The organism is Arthrobacter sp. P1_B9 (genome assembly GCF_056406495.1).
On sequence record NZ_JBFUAA010000003.1, the window covers coordinates 192,366 to 209,235 of the forward strand.

13 protein-coding genes are annotated in these 16,870 nt (G+C 69.0%); 5 read left to right on the forward strand and 8 right to left on the reverse strand.

All coding sequences use genetic code 11. From position 1 onward, the window contains the following. Window positions 1–49 precede the first annotated feature (49 nt). From AC1D1A_RS05850 to sufU, 3 genes are all read left to right on the forward strand, one after another. Window positions 50–2,773 carry a helix-turn-helix transcriptional regulator gene (locus AC1D1A_RS05850; protein WP_476947325.1) on the forward strand — a complete coding sequence of 908 codons (2,724 nt, stop codon included), beginning with the start codon at window positions 50–52 and terminating at the stop codon, window positions 2,771–2,773. Window positions 2,774–3,940: 1,167 nt separating this feature from the next. Continuing rightward, window positions 3,941–5,248 carry a SufS family cysteine desulfurase gene (locus tag AC1D1A_RS05855; RefSeq protein WP_476947326.1) on the forward strand — a complete coding sequence of 436 codons (1,308 nt, stop codon included), beginning with the start codon at window positions 3,941–3,943 and terminating at the stop codon, window positions 5,246–5,248. A gap of 11 nt (window positions 5,249–5,259) precedes the next feature. After that, window positions 5,260–5,715, forward strand: a complete 456-nt coding sequence (gene sufU / locus AC1D1A_RS05860) for a Fe-S cluster assembly sulfur transfer protein SufU (RefSeq protein ID WP_230009833.1) — start codon at window positions 5,260–5,262, stop codon at window positions 5,713–5,715. A 10-nt stretch (window positions 5,716–5,725) separates the two neighbouring features. Here the strand turns inward: sufU and AC1D1A_RS05865 are convergent, their stop codons facing one another. From AC1D1A_RS05865 to AC1D1A_RS05885, 5 genes are all read right to left on the reverse strand, one after another. Then, window positions 5,726–7,039 (reverse strand): UDP-glucose dehydrogenase family protein, encoded by a 1,314-nt coding sequence (locus AC1D1A_RS05865; protein WP_476856545.1) that lies wholly within the window; start codon window positions 7,037–7,039, stop codon window positions 5,726–5,728. 29 nt (window positions 7,040–7,068) lie between these two features. After that, window positions 7,069–7,512 carry a VanZ family protein gene (locus AC1D1A_RS05870; protein WP_230009621.1) on the reverse strand — a complete coding sequence of 148 codons (444 nt, stop codon included), beginning with the start codon at window positions 7,510–7,512 and terminating at the stop codon, window positions 7,069–7,071. A gap of 95 nt (window positions 7,513–7,607) precedes the next feature. Next, window positions 7,608–7,829, reverse strand: coding sequence for an SCO4848 family membrane protein (locus tag AC1D1A_RS05875; protein WP_018774651.1), 222 nt, complete (start codon window positions 7,827–7,829; stop codon window positions 7,608–7,610). 4 nt (window positions 7,830–7,833) lie between these two features. Beyond that, window positions 7,834–8,331, reverse strand: a complete 498-nt coding sequence (locus AC1D1A_RS05880; RefSeq protein ID WP_223914131.1) for a DUF2505 domain-containing protein — start codon at window positions 8,329–8,331, stop codon at window positions 7,834–7,836. Window positions 8,332–8,378: 47 nt separating this feature from the next. Beyond that, complete coding sequence (locus tag AC1D1A_RS05885) at window positions 8,379–9,944, reverse strand: SDR family oxidoreductase (protein WP_476887163.1); 1,566 nt, start codon at window positions 9,942–9,944, stop codon at window positions 8,379–8,381. A 247-nt stretch (window positions 9,945–10,191) separates the two neighbouring features. Here AC1D1A_RS05885 and mfd point away from each other — a divergent pair, with 247 nt between their 5' ends. Then, window positions 10,192–13,863 carry a transcription-repair coupling factor gene (gene mfd, locus AC1D1A_RS05890; protein WP_476947327.1) on the forward strand — a complete coding sequence of 1,224 codons (3,672 nt, stop codon included), beginning with the start codon at window positions 10,192–10,194 and terminating at the stop codon, window positions 13,861–13,863. Window positions 13,864–13,867: 4 nt separating this feature from the next. Further along, window positions 13,868–14,698 carry a metal-dependent hydrolase gene (locus AC1D1A_RS05895; protein ID WP_018774647.1) on the forward strand — a complete coding sequence of 277 codons (831 nt, stop codon included), beginning with the start codon at window positions 13,868–13,870 and terminating at the stop codon, window positions 14,696–14,698. Between the two features lie 71 nt (window positions 14,699–14,769). Here the strand turns inward: AC1D1A_RS05895 and AC1D1A_RS05900 are convergent, their stop codons facing one another. The 3 genes from AC1D1A_RS05900 to AC1D1A_RS05910 all read right to left on the reverse strand — a co-directional run bounded on the left by AC1D1A_RS05900 (window position 14,770) and on the right by AC1D1A_RS05910 (window position 16,805). Then, on the reverse strand, window positions 14,770–14,994 hold the full coding sequence (locus AC1D1A_RS05900; RefSeq protein WP_230010712.1) for a hypothetical protein: 225 nt from the start codon (window positions 14,992–14,994) through the stop codon (window positions 14,770–14,772). A gap of 52 nt (window positions 14,995–15,046) precedes the next feature. Continuing rightward, window positions 15,047–15,745 (reverse strand): deoxyribose-phosphate aldolase, encoded by a 699-nt coding sequence (deoC, locus tag AC1D1A_RS05905; protein ID WP_476849037.1) that lies wholly within the window; start codon window positions 15,743–15,745, stop codon window positions 15,047–15,049. A 160-nt stretch (window positions 15,746–15,905) separates the two neighbouring features. Then, a complete protein-coding gene (locus tag AC1D1A_RS05910; protein WP_476871277.1) occupies window positions 15,906–16,805 on the reverse strand; it encodes an FAD-dependent oxidoreductase in 900 nt (299 codons plus the stop codon). Window positions 16,806–16,870 lie beyond the last annotated feature (65 nt).

Below are 16,870 nucleotides of genomic sequence, written 5' to 3' on the forward strand. Positions count from 1 at the left end.
ACCCGGACGGCTATTCAAGACGGGCAGAAACTGGCAGGAAGAACCGGCGATGGAAAGCCTGGCTGAGACCTCGGCACTGATCGAGCGCTCGGCGCTGGTCAAGGACCTGGTGCGTTGCCTGCGTGACGACACCCGATCAGGTGCGCTCATCGTCGGCGGCGCGGGCGCGGGCAAGACCGCCGTCCTCAAGGCCGCCATCCGCGAACTCGAGCCCCACCGCCACCTGATTCGGCTGACCGCCACTTCGGCTCTGGCCAGCGTTCCTTTCGGTGCCCTGGCGCCGTACTTGTCCCGGCTTCCTGACCGGGAACTCGACTCCTACGCAGCCGTCGTGGAAGCGATGGCGCGCAGCCTGAAATCCGAGGCGGACCGCCCTCTGTTTGTGGTCGACGACGCGCATTGCCTCGACCATGGGACCGTCCGGCAGTTGGCGCAGGCGGCCGCGACCGGCGCCGCGGGAATCCTCGTGGCCTGCCGTCCCGGGCCGATGATTCCGGAAGAGTTCCTGGCGCTTTGGGACGACGGGATAATTTCCAAGTTCGACCTTTACCCGCTGAGCCGGATCGGAACCCACCAACTGTGCGAGCAGGTCCTGCGGGCCGACGTCTCTCCGTGGGTTAGTGCGTTGTTCCATAAGGCGGCCGACGGCAATCCGCTCATGCTGATGTCCCTGATCCAGCATGCCCGGGCCAGCGGCGCCTTGGGCCTCCGGCACGGAGTATGGTTCCTGCTGGCCAACCCCGACATGGCCCAAGTTCCGGCCGCCGACGTTGTGGACCGGCAGTTGCGCTCCATGACACCGGAGGAAAAGACCGCCGCCACGATCGTTGCCATGGCCGGACCGCTATCCCTGTCCCAGATTCTGCGGATCAGTGGTCCCAAGGCCGTTGATGCCCTGGACACCGCGGGCATCATTGCCGTCTCCACGGGTCATGACCGGCTGGTTCGGGCGGCCAGCCCGATCCTTGGCGAGATTATCCGCCAGCGGGTCCCGGCCGGCCGCAGTTCGGCCCTGCGTTCGAGCGTGTTGTCGCTTCCGTCGGCACGGGCCGCCGCGCCGGGAGCGGCCCTCAACCGGCTGCGCTGGTCCATGGACTGCGGCGTAGAGATCCCTCCGATCCAGCTCCTGCAGGCCGCTGTCGCCGCGAACACGGACCTGGACCCTGCGACCGCGGCCCGGGTGGCTGGCGCCATCCGGGACGCCCGGTTCCTCCCCGAGGCCCGGATCCAGCTGGCCTATTCGCACTTCATCGCGGGGCACACCGAGGCCGCTGTGGCGTGTCTGGAGTCCGCACAGCCGGTGCCCTCCGGACGGCCGTCCTACCTGGCAGCCCTCCTGGCAGCCCGGCTCGGGTCCGCAACGCCGGCCCGGCAACAGCATCCCGACGCCGGGACGCACCGCGTGGCCTTTGGACTGCCCATGGAACCAGGGCTCCTGGAGTCGCGGGCCCGGGATTCACTGTCTGCGGATTTCGCGACGTGCACCGACCTTTCCGGACGCGCTCCGGCGGGACAGCCGTCGGACGTGACAGCCGCCGGGGGGCTGGCCACAGAGCTTCTGAGTCACTCGTGGGACGGCAAGTTCATGGCAGTTGGAACTGTGCTGCGCGAACTCATCGCCGCGGCCGGCGCCTATCCCGAAATCCGGGTCCCGGCAGTTTCCCTCCTCGCCGAACTCTTGACCGCCCAAGGTCAACTCCGCGCAGGGCTGCGATTGGACGGAGAGGCATGGGGCGGCGCCCGAACCGCAAGCCTGGAACTTCCCTTGGTCTACGAGGACCTCGTGGTGCGCCACTGCCTGAATCTGATCTGGGCCGGCGACTGGGACCGGCTCGGAAATGTCCTGGACGATTACGCGGCCCGTGAGCCTGGGCGTCTGCTGTACAGCGGCGGCATGCTGCACCTCATGCGGGGCTATTCGCGGTTGCGCCAGGGCAGGATGCGTGAAAGCTTGGCCGAACTTCGGCTGAGTGTCGAAGAGCTTACTATCGCCGACCCGTTAGGTCTGTTGCCGTTTGCGCGCGCCGTTGCGGCCTACGCCGCAGGCGCCGTCGGACGCCACCATGAGGCCAGCCAGCATGTGCTGGCCTACCGGCTCTCGGAGTACCGGGAGCCGAAAACCCTTCACCTGCTGGCAGAGGCGTACTGCCGGGCGGCTGAACCCGGAGAAGGGCCCGGAGGGAGCGGTGCCGGAGCTTTGGCGCGGCTGGCGGACGAGGCCCTGCACGAGAGCCTGCGGGGCGTTGAAACCGATATCAGGCGGCTCGCGCTCCGCGGCGGTGACACCTCGGGCGCCGAAGCCCTCGCCCTCAGCAGCGGCGCAGTCGACGGCCCGGAAGCCAGGCTGGTGGAGTCCTACGCGCGAGCGGTGTCGGCGTCCGATGCGTCCGACCTCATTGGCATCAGCGACGACGCGCTCAATGCAGGGCACGGGCTCCTTGCCCTTGAGGCCGCCCAGCAGGCCGAGCGGATCCTGGCAGACGACCCGGAGCGGTGGCGGCTTACCGCGGTCCAGCGCCGGGTCCATCACCGCCTGGTGGAGGCCGGAATGTTGTCGCAATTGGAGGTCGTCCGCAGCGATCACGGCGCCCCGTTGACTGCCCGCGAGACCGAAGTCCTGGAACTGGTGTCGGGCGGGGCCACGAACGCCGAGATCGCCACCGCGCTCTGTGTGTCACTTCGGACAGTGGAGGGGCACCTGTCCCGGATCTTCGCCAAGCTCGGCGTGGGCCGGCGGGCGGACCTCCTGGACCTCGGCCCGCTGCCCTCCTGACCGGCCCGGCCCGGCATGGCGTGACCTGGCTGTGGCGTGCGTACAGCACGGGTGGCCTGCGGGACCAGCGGGAGTAGCTCCAAGTAGTGCCATGGCGAGTAGGGCGTCAGAAATCGGGTAAACGCTACTCGTGTGCAGAGTCCGTTCGGGCGATTGACTTAAGCCAGTCCCACGAACAGCCCCATCCCGAACAGCTCCACCCCGAACAGCTCACAAAGGTCTCAAAATGAGGAACTTGAGGGCGGTCAGCAACCGCAAGCATGGCCCGAGGAAAGTGTGGTCTCAAATTCCTTGCTTGCGGATGCGGCCACTGCCACCATTAGAGGTGATCGGGCCGTAATCTTTCCCACTAACTCCTTCATTGGAATCGTGCGGTGCCTCAACAGGCAGCCGCGCGCCAAGGTCGGAGCCGGCGGCGTCAGAGCCTTCTGAGACCGAGGCTCTCCCCCCAGCCGCCGCCGGCTCCCTTAATCGGTCTACACGCGGGTCCGCGCCATCGAGAAGCGCGGCCCGGACACCGGCTCCGTCGGGCATCGCCGCAGGGGGTAGCGGCGCGTGACGACGTCTTGTGTGCGAGCCCTCGCCGGCCCTGGCGTCACGCGCCGGCATGTCGGGCGAGCCTTGCGCCGCGCAGGCCTTGCGCCGTAGCAGTGAGAGCCGGCCGGATGTTCCGGCGCCCCTGTTGGATGCCGCTGCTGGATGCCCCTGTTGGATGTCGCTTTGGATGCCGCTGCTGGATCCCGTCGGCCCACGGCTCCCGCCAATGGGTCCAGGCGACGCACACCCGCGGCCCCTGCGATCATCGCCGCGGCCGCTATCAGTTGTCGTCTGCCATTTTGGGGCAGCACCAGCCCAACCCGCTTGGCTGGGGGTTGATTGCGGCTGCCCTTGGGCAATGCTCCTGTCGCGGTCCGGGTCTTGGCCGCCGAAGGGCACCGCCGCGGGAGCCGATGGCCGCCGGAGCCGGCTAACGGGGCGCGGACCTCCGCCCGGGTTCCGCGGTGTGCGGGTCCGCGCGGTGGCCGCGCGGTGGGCGCGCGGTGGGCGCGCAGGAGGGCTGCAGGAACGTGGGATAATTAGGTTTAATCTGTGTGACGTATTTTGCACGCTGGCCGCCCGGCCGGCGCGGTGTACGCCGCAGCGAACGCCGATCCAGGAGTCTCCGCCATGGTTGCCACCCCAGCCCATCTCCGCCGCTCTGCCGCCGCGCTCGGAAACGAGGAGGTCCTGAGGATCCGCAACGACTTCCCAATCCTGCAGCAGCACGTCAACGGCAGGCCGCTCGTCTACCTGGACTCCGGTGCCACCTCGCAGAACCCGCTCAGCGTGCTCGAGGCCGAGCAGGAATTCTATGAGCAGCGGAACTCCGCGGTCCACCGTGGGGCACACCACCTCGCCGTCGAGGCCACCGAGGCGTTCGAAAACGCCCGGGAAACGGTGGCGGACTTCGTCGGGGCGGAGTGGGATGAGCTGATCTGGACCTCCAACGCCACGGAGGGCCTGAACCTGCTCACCTACTCCTTCCTCAACGCTTCCCTGCCGGGCGCCGGACCCGAAGCGGCCCGGTTCGCCCTGGCCCCGGGCGACGAGCTCGTGGTCACGGAGATGGAGCACCACGCCAACCTGATCCCCTGGCAGGAGCTGGCGGCCCGGACCGGCGCCGTCGTGAAGTTCATCCCGATCGACGACGCCGGCGCCCTTGACCTGGAGGCCGCTGCCGGCATCATCGGCCCGCGCACCCGCGTCCTGGCGTTCACGCACGCGTCAAACGTCCTCGGCACCATCAACCCGGTGGCCGCCCTGGTGGCCCTGGCCCGGTCCGCGGGAGCCCTCGCGGTGCTCGACGCCTGCCAGTCCGCACCGCACCTGCCCCTGGACGTGAAGGCGCTCGACGTCGACTTCGCGGTGTTCTCCGGCCACAAGATGCTTGCCCCCACCGGCATCGGCGCCCTCTATGGCCGCTCGGAACTGCTCAACGCGATGCCGCCGTTCCTGACCGGCGGCTCCATGATCACCACCGTCACGATGGAACGGGCGGGTTTCCTGCCCAGCCCGCAACGCTTCGAAGCCGGCACCCAACGCATTTCGCAGGCCGTGGCACTCTCCGCGGCGGTAAATTACCTCAGCGAAACCGGGATGGACCGCATCCACGCCTGGGAAGCCGAACTCGGCCAGCGCCTCGTGCGCGGCTTGGAGTCCATCCCCGGGATCCGGGTGCTGGGTCCGGCGGCCGGGCAGGAGCGGATTGGCCTGGCGGCATTCGACGTCGCTGGCGTCCACGCGCACGACGTCGGCCAGTTCCTGGACAGCCGCGGCATCGCCGTGCGGGTCGGCCACCACTGTGCCCAGCCCCTGCACCGCCGGCTCGGGCTGACGGCGACGACGCGCGCCAGTACGTACCTTTACAACACCACGGACGATGTGGACGCGTTCCTGAACGCGGTCGCCGATGTCCGTGCCTACTTCCAAGCCTAGGACGGACATCCATGAGTCTTGACCAGCTTTACCAGCAGATCATCCTCGAACATGCCAAGGCCCGGCACGGCAGCGGCCTCGCCGCCGCGGACGCGCCCAAGGAGGCCAGCTGCGGCCAGTCCCACCAGCTGAATCCGACCTGCGGCGACGAAATCACGGTCCGGGTGTCCGTTGCCGGCGGGAAGGTCAGTGAGCTGCGCTGGGACGGCGACGGCTGCTCGATCTCGATGGCCTCGGCGTCCGTGCTGACAGACCTCGCCGAGGGCATGACAGTCGAGGAACTCAGCGCCGTCATTGACAGCTTCCGCGAGGTGCTGCGCTCGCGCGGGAAGGTGCCGGCCGACCCGGAGGTGCTGGGCGACGCCGCGGCGTTTGAGGGCGTGTCCCGTTATGCTGCCCGGGTCAAATGCGCCATGCTCTCCTGGGTGGCCGCGGAGGACGCCCTCGGCCAGGCGCTGACGGCCTGACGGCAACACATCAGGGCCGGCCCAGGCCCTTGTAGGTCCAGCCGGCCGCCCGCCACTTGGCAGGGTCCAGGACGTTGCGGCCGTCCAGGATGCGCGGCGCGGACACGAGCGCTTTGGCGGCGTGCGGATCCAGCTCCCGGTACGCCTGCCACTCGGTCAGCAGCAGCACGGCATCGGCCCGGTGCAGCGTCGTCTCCAGGTCCGGTTCCAGCTGGAGTTCGGGGAAGCGCTTGGCGGCATTGGGCAGGGCCTGGGGATCGGTGACCGTCACCACGGCGCCCTGCAGCTGCAGCTGCGCGGCGGCGCTCAACGCGGGGGAGTCCCGGACGTCGTCGCTTTCGGGCTTGAACGCCGCGCCCAGGACTGCGACCCGCTGGCCCAACAGGGACCCGCCGCACAGTTCGCGTGTCAGCTCCACCACCCGGGTCCGGCGCCGCATGTTAATCGCATCCACTTCCCGCAGGAAGGTCAGAGCCTGGTCCGCCCCCAGCTCGCCGGCGCGGGCCATGAAGGCACGGATGTCCTTGGGCAGGCACCCGCCGCCGAATCCGATGCCTGCGTTCAGGAACTTCCGCCCGATCCGCTCGTCGAGCCCGATCGCATCGGCCAGCCGGGTGACGTCGGCGCCGGTGGCTTCGCAGACCTCGGCCATGGCGTTGATGAAGGAGATCTTGGTCGCGAGGAACGAGTTGGCTGCCGTCTTCACCAGTTCTGCCGTGGCGTAGTCCGTCACCAGCCGGGGTGTCCCGCCTGCCAGGGGAGTCTCGTAGACCCTGTCGAGGACGGCCACCGCGGGATGGTCTTCGCTGCCGTCCGGCGTGCCGTAGACGAACCGGTCCGGGTTCAGGGTGTCTGTCACGGCATGGCCTTCGCGCAGGAACTCGGGATTCCAGACCAGCGAGGCGCCGGGCTCTGCCTCCGCCAGCACCTCGGCCAGGCCCGCGGCGGTTCCCACAGGCACCGTGGATTTGCCGGCGACGACGTCGCCGGGGGAGACGTATTCAGCGAGCGAGGCGACGGCGGCGTCAACATAGCGCAGGTCGGCGCCGTTTTCGCCGCGTTTCTGCGGCGTTCCGACGCAGATGAAGTGGACCTCGGCGCCGCGGGCGGCCGCCATGTCGGTGGTGAACCGCAGCCGGCCCGATTCCTCAAGTTGGGACAAGAGTTCGTCGAGCACGGGTTCGTAAAAGGGGGCGTGGCCTGCTGAAAGCTGTGCCACCTTGTGTTCGTCGACGTCGATTCCGACGACGTCGTGACCCAGCTTGGCCATGCATGCGGCATGGACCGCGCCCAGGTAACCGCAACCAATAACCGAGATCCGCATAGTTCCGATTTCCTCCCGTCGGGCCCTGTTCACAGGGTACGTGGTGGACGTCGGGATCGCACAGCCTCACGGCGTGCCATGAACAGCCTGGCCACGAGCGCGCCGGCCATGGCGCCGATCGTGTTTGCGGCGACGTCGGCGACGGACGGAAAGCGCGCCGGCAGGAACGCCATCTGGCCGAGTTCGATCACGACGGAGAGGATGAACCCGGCAACGGCCCCGCCCCACCAGAGCCGCAGGCCCAGGATGATGGCGACCAGGGCGCCCAGCGGAATAAACAGGATCACGTTTGAGGAAAATTCCACCACCCCGTAGTCGAACCAGGGAGGGACGCCCCAGCTGTGCAGTTGCCGGAGCCACCGCATGAGGTAGGTGGCCGCGCCCCGGTCAACGGGCACCGGCCAGAAGGCAATCAGGCCGAGGACCGGAACGCAGGCGCACAGGCCCCAGATGGCGACGCGGCGGGGTAGCAACTGGCGTCCCCTTTCAGCGGTCCACCTTTTTGCTGATTCTAGCGGCCGGCGGCGGCAGGCGCAGGGTGCGCGTGCCGCCGCCGGTGTGCCGGATGCTAGCTGAGCAGCCCGGCCACGCCAATCGCCGCCGTCGCGGCCCCCAGCAGCATGGAGATGCTGACCAGGACCACATGGACGGTCAGGAAGCGCGTGGCCTTGCCGTTGGCGTCGCGGGCACGCGGATCCTTCATGACCCGGCGCAGGAACTGCGGCCAGACAACAAGGGACCAGACGCCGGCGACTATCAGGACGACGGCGAGTACCGCGGGCAGTTCCACGGGGTCAGTGGCTTTCGAGCCAGGCCTGGGCCTGCTGGGACTGCAGGTTCAGGGCCTTTCCGACCATCGGTTCTGCGGCGTCGGCGATCTTGCCGCCAAGGAACGGCACCGAGGAGGTCACGTCGCCCTCGAGCTCGATCCGGGTGCTGCCGCCGTCGGACACGAGACGCTGGACAGCCTTCACGTCCAGCGGGGCGCCGGAGACCTTCAGGGAGATCTTGCTCTGCCGGGAGCCGTCGGCGGCGGGGGCCTCCCAGGCCTCCAGCTGCGTCACCTTCAGGCTTTCGCCAACAAATTTCCGGGCAATGTCGGGCATCCGGGTGGTGGGGATGGTCCGCACGGTGGTGGTGTTGAAAGCGCCGGCGGTGTCACCGTCGATGGCGAAGGATTCCAGGGTGCCGCCGACGAGTTCGCTCGTGTGGCGCAGGAAGTCTTCATTGACGAAAACCGCGGTAACGCGGTCGACGCTGTGCGGAACGGTGGTGGATGCACTCAGGGCCATAGGGGGTCCTCCGTGATGTGGAAGTGGACGTTTCGGGCTCCAACATCCTACGTGGTGTGCCGGGCTGGCTCCGATTCGAGGTTTTCCAGATCCCGGGCGGCGGCGGTGATATTCCGCGACATGGCGGGAAAAATGACGCTGTGGAACGGCAGCACTGCGAGCCAGTAGAGGCGGCCGCTGAGGCCCTTGGGGAAGAAGATGGCGCGCTGGCGGTAGCGGCTGCCCGTCCCCTCCGGCTCCACGGAAAGTTCGAGCCAGGCCCGGCCCGGGGCCCGCATTTCGGCCCGCAGCCGCAGCAGCCGGCCACGGTCGATCCGCTCGACCCGCCACCAGTCCACCACCTCGCCCTCGGCCAGCAGGTGCGGGTGCCGGCGGCCGCGCAGCAGCCCCGCCCCGCCGGTGAGCTTGTCCAGCCAGCCGCGCACCTGCCAGGCCAGTGGCAGGGAGTACCAGCCGTTCCGGCCGCCGATTCCTTCGATGACGGTCCACACATACTTGGGGTCCACGTCGCTTTGGAAGCTTCGCTCGTCCACGTACACGGCGTGTCCGGACCAGTCCGGGTCGCTCGGCAGGGGATCGGCGTCGACGCCGGCGCTGGCCCACGTGGTCTCCACCTGGCCGTCGCGTTCCTTGCCCAGGGCGAGGGCCACGGCCCGCCGGTAGGGGGTCAGGCCGCCCTCCGGCGCAGGGATGTACGCGTCGATGTCGTGCTCGGCGGCGACGGCGTCGTGCTGGAGTGATTCGACGAGCGGCAGGGACATGGAGAGCGGGATGGGGGTGGTCAGTGCCACCCACAGACCGGCCAGTTTGGGGGCCGGCACCGGCAGCGCCAGCACCACCCGGTGCGGCAGGCGGGCCTCTGCGGCGTATTCCTGCATCATTCCGGCGTAACTGAGCACCTGGCGGCAGCCGATGTCGAAGGTCCGGTTGATGGGTCCTTCCAGCGACGCTGCCGCCACGAGGTAGTACAGGACGTCACGGACCGCGATCGCCTCGATCTTGTTGCGCACCCAGCTCGGGGCGGGCATCAGCGGCAGCGTCTCGGACAAATGCCGGATCATTTCGAACGACGCCGAACCCGAGCCGATCACGACGCCGGCCTGGAACACCACCGCGTCCACCGGGCTGTCCAGGAACACCTTGCCCACCGCCTCGCGGGAGCGCATGTGGGTGGACAGTTCGGCCCCGGCCGGGTGCAGGCCGCCGAGGTAAACGATCCTGTCCACACCGGCGGCCGCCGCGGCCCGGGCGGCCGTCCCGGCCATCGTCTTTTCCTTGGCCTCGAAGCCGGCCCCGGCCGCCATGGAATGGACCAGGTAGTACAGGACGTCGACGCCGTCGAGCGCCGTCTGCAGGGCGTCCCCGTCGTCGAGGCTGCTGTGGATCACCTCGACGTCGTCCAGCCAGGGCACGCCGGCGATCTTGGCCGGGGTGCGGACCACGACTTTGACCCGGTGCCCGGCTTCCAGGAGCCGGGGGACAAGCCGGCCGCCGATGTAGCCGGTGGCCCCGGTGACGAGCACGGTCTTAGGGGATGCGGCCTTCGCGGTGGCTGCCTGCGGGGCTGGAGCAGGGGTTCCAGCGGGTTCGGGGGTTGCGGTTGTGGCGTTCATGGTGACTCCTTGTCAGCCAGCAGTTGGCGGGTGGCCTACCAAGCGATTCGGTGCGCGGCCCGCGTTGGATGGGCCGCCCGCTCCTGAAGCCAGCCTAGCCCCGTCGGCGGCGCCCCGGGCAGGCCTCACCGGCCGGGCCCGTCGGCGGGCCCCGAGGCTCCGCGGTAGGCTTGGAGGGCCCGGGATTCTCGCGAATTTCGGCTATTCGTGTTGCCTGCACCCCGTGATCCCATCAGGAGCAACAGCTATGAGCCTCAACGGCCCCTCTCTCACCGGTTTGCGCCGTGTCCTCGCCGAAGACCGGAACTACGCCCGGATCCAGGCCGAGGCCGCCCGCGGGTTCGCCGCCCGCAGCGAGGATTACCAGATCAGCGCCCCGGCCGGAATGCGGTCCACGCTGCTCGCAGAAATGGCGGACGGACTCGCGACCCTGGCGGGAAACGAAACCGGCTCTGCAGGGGCTGGCCGGGGAGTGCCCGTGGTCCTGGCCGTCACCGCGACCGGCCGCGAGGCTGAGGACCTGACCGAGGCCCTGCGCGCCTTCCTGCCGGCCGAGACGATCGCGGAGTTCCCCAGCTGGGAGACGCTGCCGCATGAGCGGCTCTCCCCGCGCTCGGACACCGTGGGCCGGCGGCTGTCTGTGCTGCGGCGGCTCGCGCACCCCGAATCGTCCACCGCCGGTGCGCTGCGCGTGGTGGTAGCCCCCGTCCGCGCCGTCGTGCAGCCGATCGTCGCCGGACTCGGCGAACTGGTGCCGGTCACCCTGAAAGTCGGCCAGGAGGCCCCCTTCAGCGGTGTCGTCAAGAGCCTGGCCGACGCCGCCTACGCCCGGGTGGACATGGTGACCCGCCGCGGCGAATTCGCCGTCCGCGGCGGCATGCTGGACGTCTTCCCGCCCACCGAGGACCACCCCATCCGGGTCGAGTTCTTTGGTGACGAGGTGGACCAGATGCGCTGGTTCGCCGTCGCCGACCAGCGCTCGCTGACCGCGCCCGGCCTGCACCATCCCACCGAACTCCATGCCCCGCCGTGCCGCGAAATCCTGATCACACCCTCCGTCATGTCCCGCGCCGCGACCCTGAAGTCCCAGCTCCCGGCCGCCGCGGACATGCTGGAGAAAATCGCCGGCGGCATCGCCGTCGAGGGCATGGAATCGCTGGCCCCCGTGCTGGTGGACGCCATGGTGCCGTTCCTGGACCAGCTCCCGGCGGGTTCCATCGCGGTGGTGATCGAGCCGGAGAAGGTCCGCACCCGGGCCCACGACCTCGCCGCCACGAACGAGGAATTCCTCGAGGCCGCCTGGTCCACGGCGTCCGACGGCGGCACCGCACCTCTTGATCTGACCTCTGCGGCGTCCGAAGCGCTGCACTCGGCCAGCTTCCGCTCGCTGACCGAAACCCGCACCGCGGCCCTCGAGCACGGCGTCTCCTGGTGGTCCATCACCTCGCTGGCCAGCGACGAGGAGCTGCTGCCCGACGTCGACGTGCTGAACCTGCACGCCCGGGAACCCCGCGGCTACCAGGGCGACGTGGCGGAAATGATGGACTTCATCGGCTCCCGCGTCCGGGACCAGTGGCGGATCGTCGTGGTCACCGAGGGCCCGGGCCCGGCGCAGCGCCTCGCCGAACTCTTCCACGACAACGACATCCCGTGCGCGCGGGTTGACACGCTCGAGGCCGATCCGCAGGCCGGGCTGATCGAGGTGACCACCGCCGCCGTCGGCCGCGGTTTTGTCCTGGATCCGCTCAAGCTGGCGCTGCTGACCGAGGCTGACCTGCTGGGCCGGACCTCTGCCGGTTCCACGAAGGACATGCGCCGGATGCCGTCCAAGCGGCGGAATGCCGTGGATCCGCTGCAGCTCGTGGCCGGGGACTCCGTGGTGCACGAACAGCACGGCATCGGCCGGTTCGTGGAACTGATCCAGCGCAAGGTTGCCGGTGGCGGTGAGGGCGTGCGCGAATACCTGGTCCTGGAGTACGCCCCGTCCAAGCGCGGAGCCCCGGGCGACCGGCTCTTCGTGCCCACCGACCAGCTGGACCAGGTCACCCGGTACGTGGGCGGCGACACTCCGGCGCTGAGCAAGATGGGCGGCGCGGACTGGGCGAGCACCAAGTCCAAGGCCCGCAAGGCGGTCAAGGAGATCGCCGGCGAGCTGATCCGGCTGTACTCGGCCCGGATGGCCTCCCGCGGCTACGCCTTCGGCCCGGACACCCCGTGGCAGCGGGAACTGGAGGAGGCCTTCCCGTACGTGGAGACCCCGGACCAGCTGACCACCATCAACGAGGTCAAGGCCGACATGGAGCGGGAGATCCCGATGGACCGGCTGATCTCGGGCGACGTCGGCTACGGCAAGACAGAGATCGCTGTCCGGGCCGCGTTCAAAGCGGTCCAGGACGGCAAGCAGGTCGCCGTGCTGGTGCCCACCACGCTGCTCGCCCAGCAGCACTACGAGACGTTCACCGAGCGGTTTTCCGGCTTTCCCCTCGTCGTCAAGCCGCTGTCCCGCTTTCAGACCGGCAAGGAGGCCAAAGAAACCGCCGACGGCGTCAAGTCCGGTTCCGTGGACGTCGTGATCGGCACGCACCGGCTGCTGTCCAAGGACTTCGGCTTCAAGGACCTCGGCCTGGTGATCGTGGACGAGGAGCAGCGTTTCGGCGTCGAACACAAGGAAGCGCTGAAGAAGATGCGCACCAACGTCGACGTCCTGGCCATGAGCGCCACCCCGATTCCGCGCACACTGGAAATGTCCCTGACCGGCATCCGCGAAACCTCCACCCTGGCCACCCCGCCGGAGGAACGGCACCCCGTGCTGACGTATGTGGGCCCGTACACGGACAAGCAGACTTCCGCCGCGATCCGCCGTGAGCTGATGCGCGAAGGCCAGGTGTTCTTCGTCCACAACCGGGTGTCCACGATCGACCGCACCGCGGCGAAGATCCGCGAACTGGTCCCGGAGGCCCGGGTGGAGGTGGCGCACGGGCAGATGTCCGAGAGCCGGCTGGAACAGATCATCGTGGACTTCTGGGAAAAGCGCTTCGACGTCCTGGTCTGCACCACCATCATCGAGACCGGCCTGGACATCTCCAACGCCAACACCCTGATCGTGGACGGCGCAGACAAGTACGGCCTCTCCCAGCTGCACCAGCTGCGCGGACGCGTGGGACGCGGCCGTGAACGCGCCTACGCCTACTTCCTCTACCCCTCGGAAAAGCCGCTTGGCGAGGTGGCGCTGGAACGGCTCAAGGCCGTCGCGACGCATAACGAGCTCGGCGCCGGCATGCAGCTGGCCATGAAGGACCTGGAGATCCGCGGCGCCGGCAACCTGCTCGGCGGCGAGCAGTCCGGCCACATCCAAGGCGTCGGCTTCGACCTCTACATCCGGCTGGTCGGCGAGGCCGTGGCCGAATACCGGGGCGAGGCGGAGGAGAAGGCCGCCGAAATGAAGATCGAACTGCCGGTCAACGCGCACCTGCCGCACGACTACGTGCCGGGCGAACGGCTGCGCCTGGAGGCTTACCGCAAACTCGCCAGCGCCATCACCTACGAGGCGATCGAGGAGGTCCTCGCGGAGCTCGTGGACCGTTACGGCGAGCTGCCGCTGCCGGCCACCAACCTGATCGACGTCGCCCGGTTCCGGGTGGGCGCCCGCGAGGCCGGATTGTCCGACGTCGCGCTGCAGGGCAACTTCATCAAGTTCTCCCCGGCACAGCTGCCCGAGTCCAAGCTCATGCGCCTGACCCGGATGTACCCCGGCGCGCAGGCGAAGCCGGCTCTGGACGCCGTGCTCGTTCCGAAGCCCAAGACGGCCAGGATCGGCGGCCGGGACCTGCAGGACGCCGAGATCCTGGAGTGGGCCAACGGCGTGATCCGCAACATCTTCTCCGACGCCCCTGTCTCTGCCACACCGGCGGTGAAATAAAAGAATGATGGGAGGACATCACGCCGCGTCGGGAGCCGCGGCGTGGGTAGCCATTGCCTCGACCGGCCCGTATGCGCTCGGCTGGTACCCGCTGGATCCCACCGGAATCGTGATCGGCGCGATGGCGACGGCGGGGACCGCGCTGGTCTGCGACTGGGACCACCGCGCCAGCACGGTGGCGCACGCGCTGCCGCCGCTTTCCAACCTGGTGGCGCGCGGCATTGAGAACGCCAGCGGGGGCCACCGGCAGGGCACTCATTCGGTGCTGGGCGCGGCGTTCTTCGTGCTGCTGGCCACGATCGCCGGGCAGTGGCAGGTGCAGACCCAGTGGGGGCTGCTGTCCGTCGGAGCCGGCCTGCTGTGCATGTTCATGATCAACATCGCCGCGAAGGCACTGAAACTCTTCCCGAAATTCGGCTGGATCAGCAACTGGATCGTCGGGCTGCTTATGGCCGGACTCGTGACGTGGTTCGCGCCGCACCAGTGGACCTGGCTGCCGGTTTCGATGCTTACCGGGGTGCTGGTGCACATTGTGGGGGACATGATCACCACCGGGGGAGTGCCGCTGCTCTGGCCACTGGTGATCAAGCCGCCCAAGGTCCTGCGGAAACTGCCGCTGCTGAAGAACATCTGGAGGGCCAACGGGGCGTTCTCCATCCCGCTGCTGGGCCGGGCGGGTTCGCGGCGGGAATGGTTCGTCCTGATCCCGGTAAGCGGCTACGCCATGGTGGGGATGTTTGGCGCCGGGCTGGCGGTGGCCAAAGCGCACTTTCCCGCGGCCCTGGCCCTCGGCACGGGGCTGGTCAAGGGCCTGTTCGCGCTGGTGCCCGGCTAGGACTGCCACCGGTTAAATGACGGAAGCTCCGGATGAACCGGAGCTTCAGTCATTTAAGGGTCAGGAGTGGCCTAGTTTTCGCCGGCCGAGTCCGAGCGTCCCAACAGGGTCTGCGGGATCCAGAACGCGGCGGCGAAGAGAATCAGGCAGACGGCCATCGGCCAGGTGTTTTCCAGCGTCAGGAAGGACAGCGAGTAGATCGCACCGAGGAACAGGACCATCATCGGCACGAACAGGGCGATGCTGGATCCGAGGCTGTTCTCGACGCGCCGGGACGGGGTGGTGTTGCTGGACATTCGTTCCTCCTCGGCCCCGGGGGGCTCAAAACTGTGGGCGGTGCCGGCACGGTCAGTACGCGGACGAACCCTGTTCACCCTTGACGATCGCGATACCGGAGCTGGCGCCAATACGTGTTGCACCTGCAGCAATCATAGCCTGAGCATCGGCCAGGGAACGCACGCCGCCGGAGGCCTTGACACCCAGGTCCGGGCCGACGGCGCGGCGCATGAGAGCGACGTCCTCGGCAGTGGCCCCGCCGCCGTTGAAGCCCGTGGAGGTCTTCACGAAGTCCGCCCCGGCTTCCACCGCGGCCTCACAGGCGAGCACCTTCTGGTCATCGCCCAGCAGTGCCGTTTCGATGATGACCTTCAGGATGGCTCCGCCCTCGTGCACGGCGGCCGCGACGGCGGCGATGTCGTCCACCAGCGCGCCCTTGTCATTGGCACGGGCCGCGGCGATGTTGATGACCATGTCCACTTCTTCGGCACCGTCCAGGACCGCGCCGCGGGCCTCGAAGGCCTTGACGTCGCTCGGCGTGGCGCCCAGCGGGAATCCCACCACGGAGCACGTCAGGACGCCGGATCCCTTGAGCGCTTTCTTGACGGTCTTGACCCAGACCGGGTTCACGCAGACCGACTTGAAGTGGTACTCCGCCGCCTCGGCGCAGACCTTGAGGATCTCCGCCTCGCTGGCCTCCGGCTTGAGCAGGGTGTGGTCGATGTAGGAGGCGATGTTGGGCGTCCCCCCGGTGGCGGCTTCTTGGCTCATGGTGGTCCCTTTCGTGGCGGGCCTGGGACGCGGCGGTCCCTTCCCGGGCCTTGTGGGCCTGCGGGCCCTGGCGGCGCCGCGTGGTGCGCGGCTTATCAGGGAACCATCTTGCCATAGGAATGTGCCCGGCGGATGCCCCCGGCCGGGCCTCCCCGGCACGTCAGGCGGCGGCCGCCAGGGCCCGGCCCATGGTGGCCTGAAGCAACTGGGAAGCGCACACCGACGCCGCGGAACCGGAGGCCACGAGCAGCCCCAGCCGGACGCCGTCGTAGGCTGCCGCGTCACCGATCGCCCAGATGCCCGGCACGGAGGTGCGGAAGTCCTGGCCGATGACGATCCCGCCGCCGGCAGCGGTCGCGAGCCCGGCCGTGGCGGCCAGCTCGTCGCGGGCGATGCGCTCCTCGGCGAGGATCACGAGGTCACCGTTCATGCTGGAGCCGTCCTCGAAGACGATGCCCGACGCCGGCAGGGCGGACCCGGCGGCGGTGGGAACGACGGCGGCGGGACGGACGGTGGTGCGGACCGGGCGGACGCCGCGGGACCGGAGCACGGCCTCGGCCTGGCCGGCGGCCGAACCCGTACCGACCAGGATGCCCAGGGGGCGGCGGCCCAGGACCCGGGTGACGTCCTTGACGGCCTCGCCCAGCCCGGCGGCGTCGTCGATTGTGGAATAGCTCAGGCAGCGGGCGGCACCTTCCACCGGAGCCTCGGCGGGAGCGGAACCGGTGGCGATGACGAGCTCGTCGTAGTCGAACTCCATGCCGTCGGCGGTGGTCACGCTGCGGTTTTCCGCGTCGATATAGCTGGCCGGCTGGCCGAAGCGGACGGATACCTGGGGCAGGACGGCGAGCTCCAGCAATTCCTCGGGTGCGTCGTCCCGGTTGCTGAGGACCGTGATGGCGCCGGCGAACGGGGTCCGGGTGAGCTGCCGGACGAGCGCCTGGGCGGCCCGGCCGGCGCCGGCGATGACGATCCTGGGCCGGGCGGCCGTGGTGGCGGCGGCAGCCGGAGCGCCTGTCAGGGAGGAAGTGGAGATGGGAGACATTGCCGGAGCGGACATGTGCTGGCCCTTTCGCTGGGTGGCCATCGTGTGGCCGGTGTGCTTGATGAACCCCAGCGTAGGCG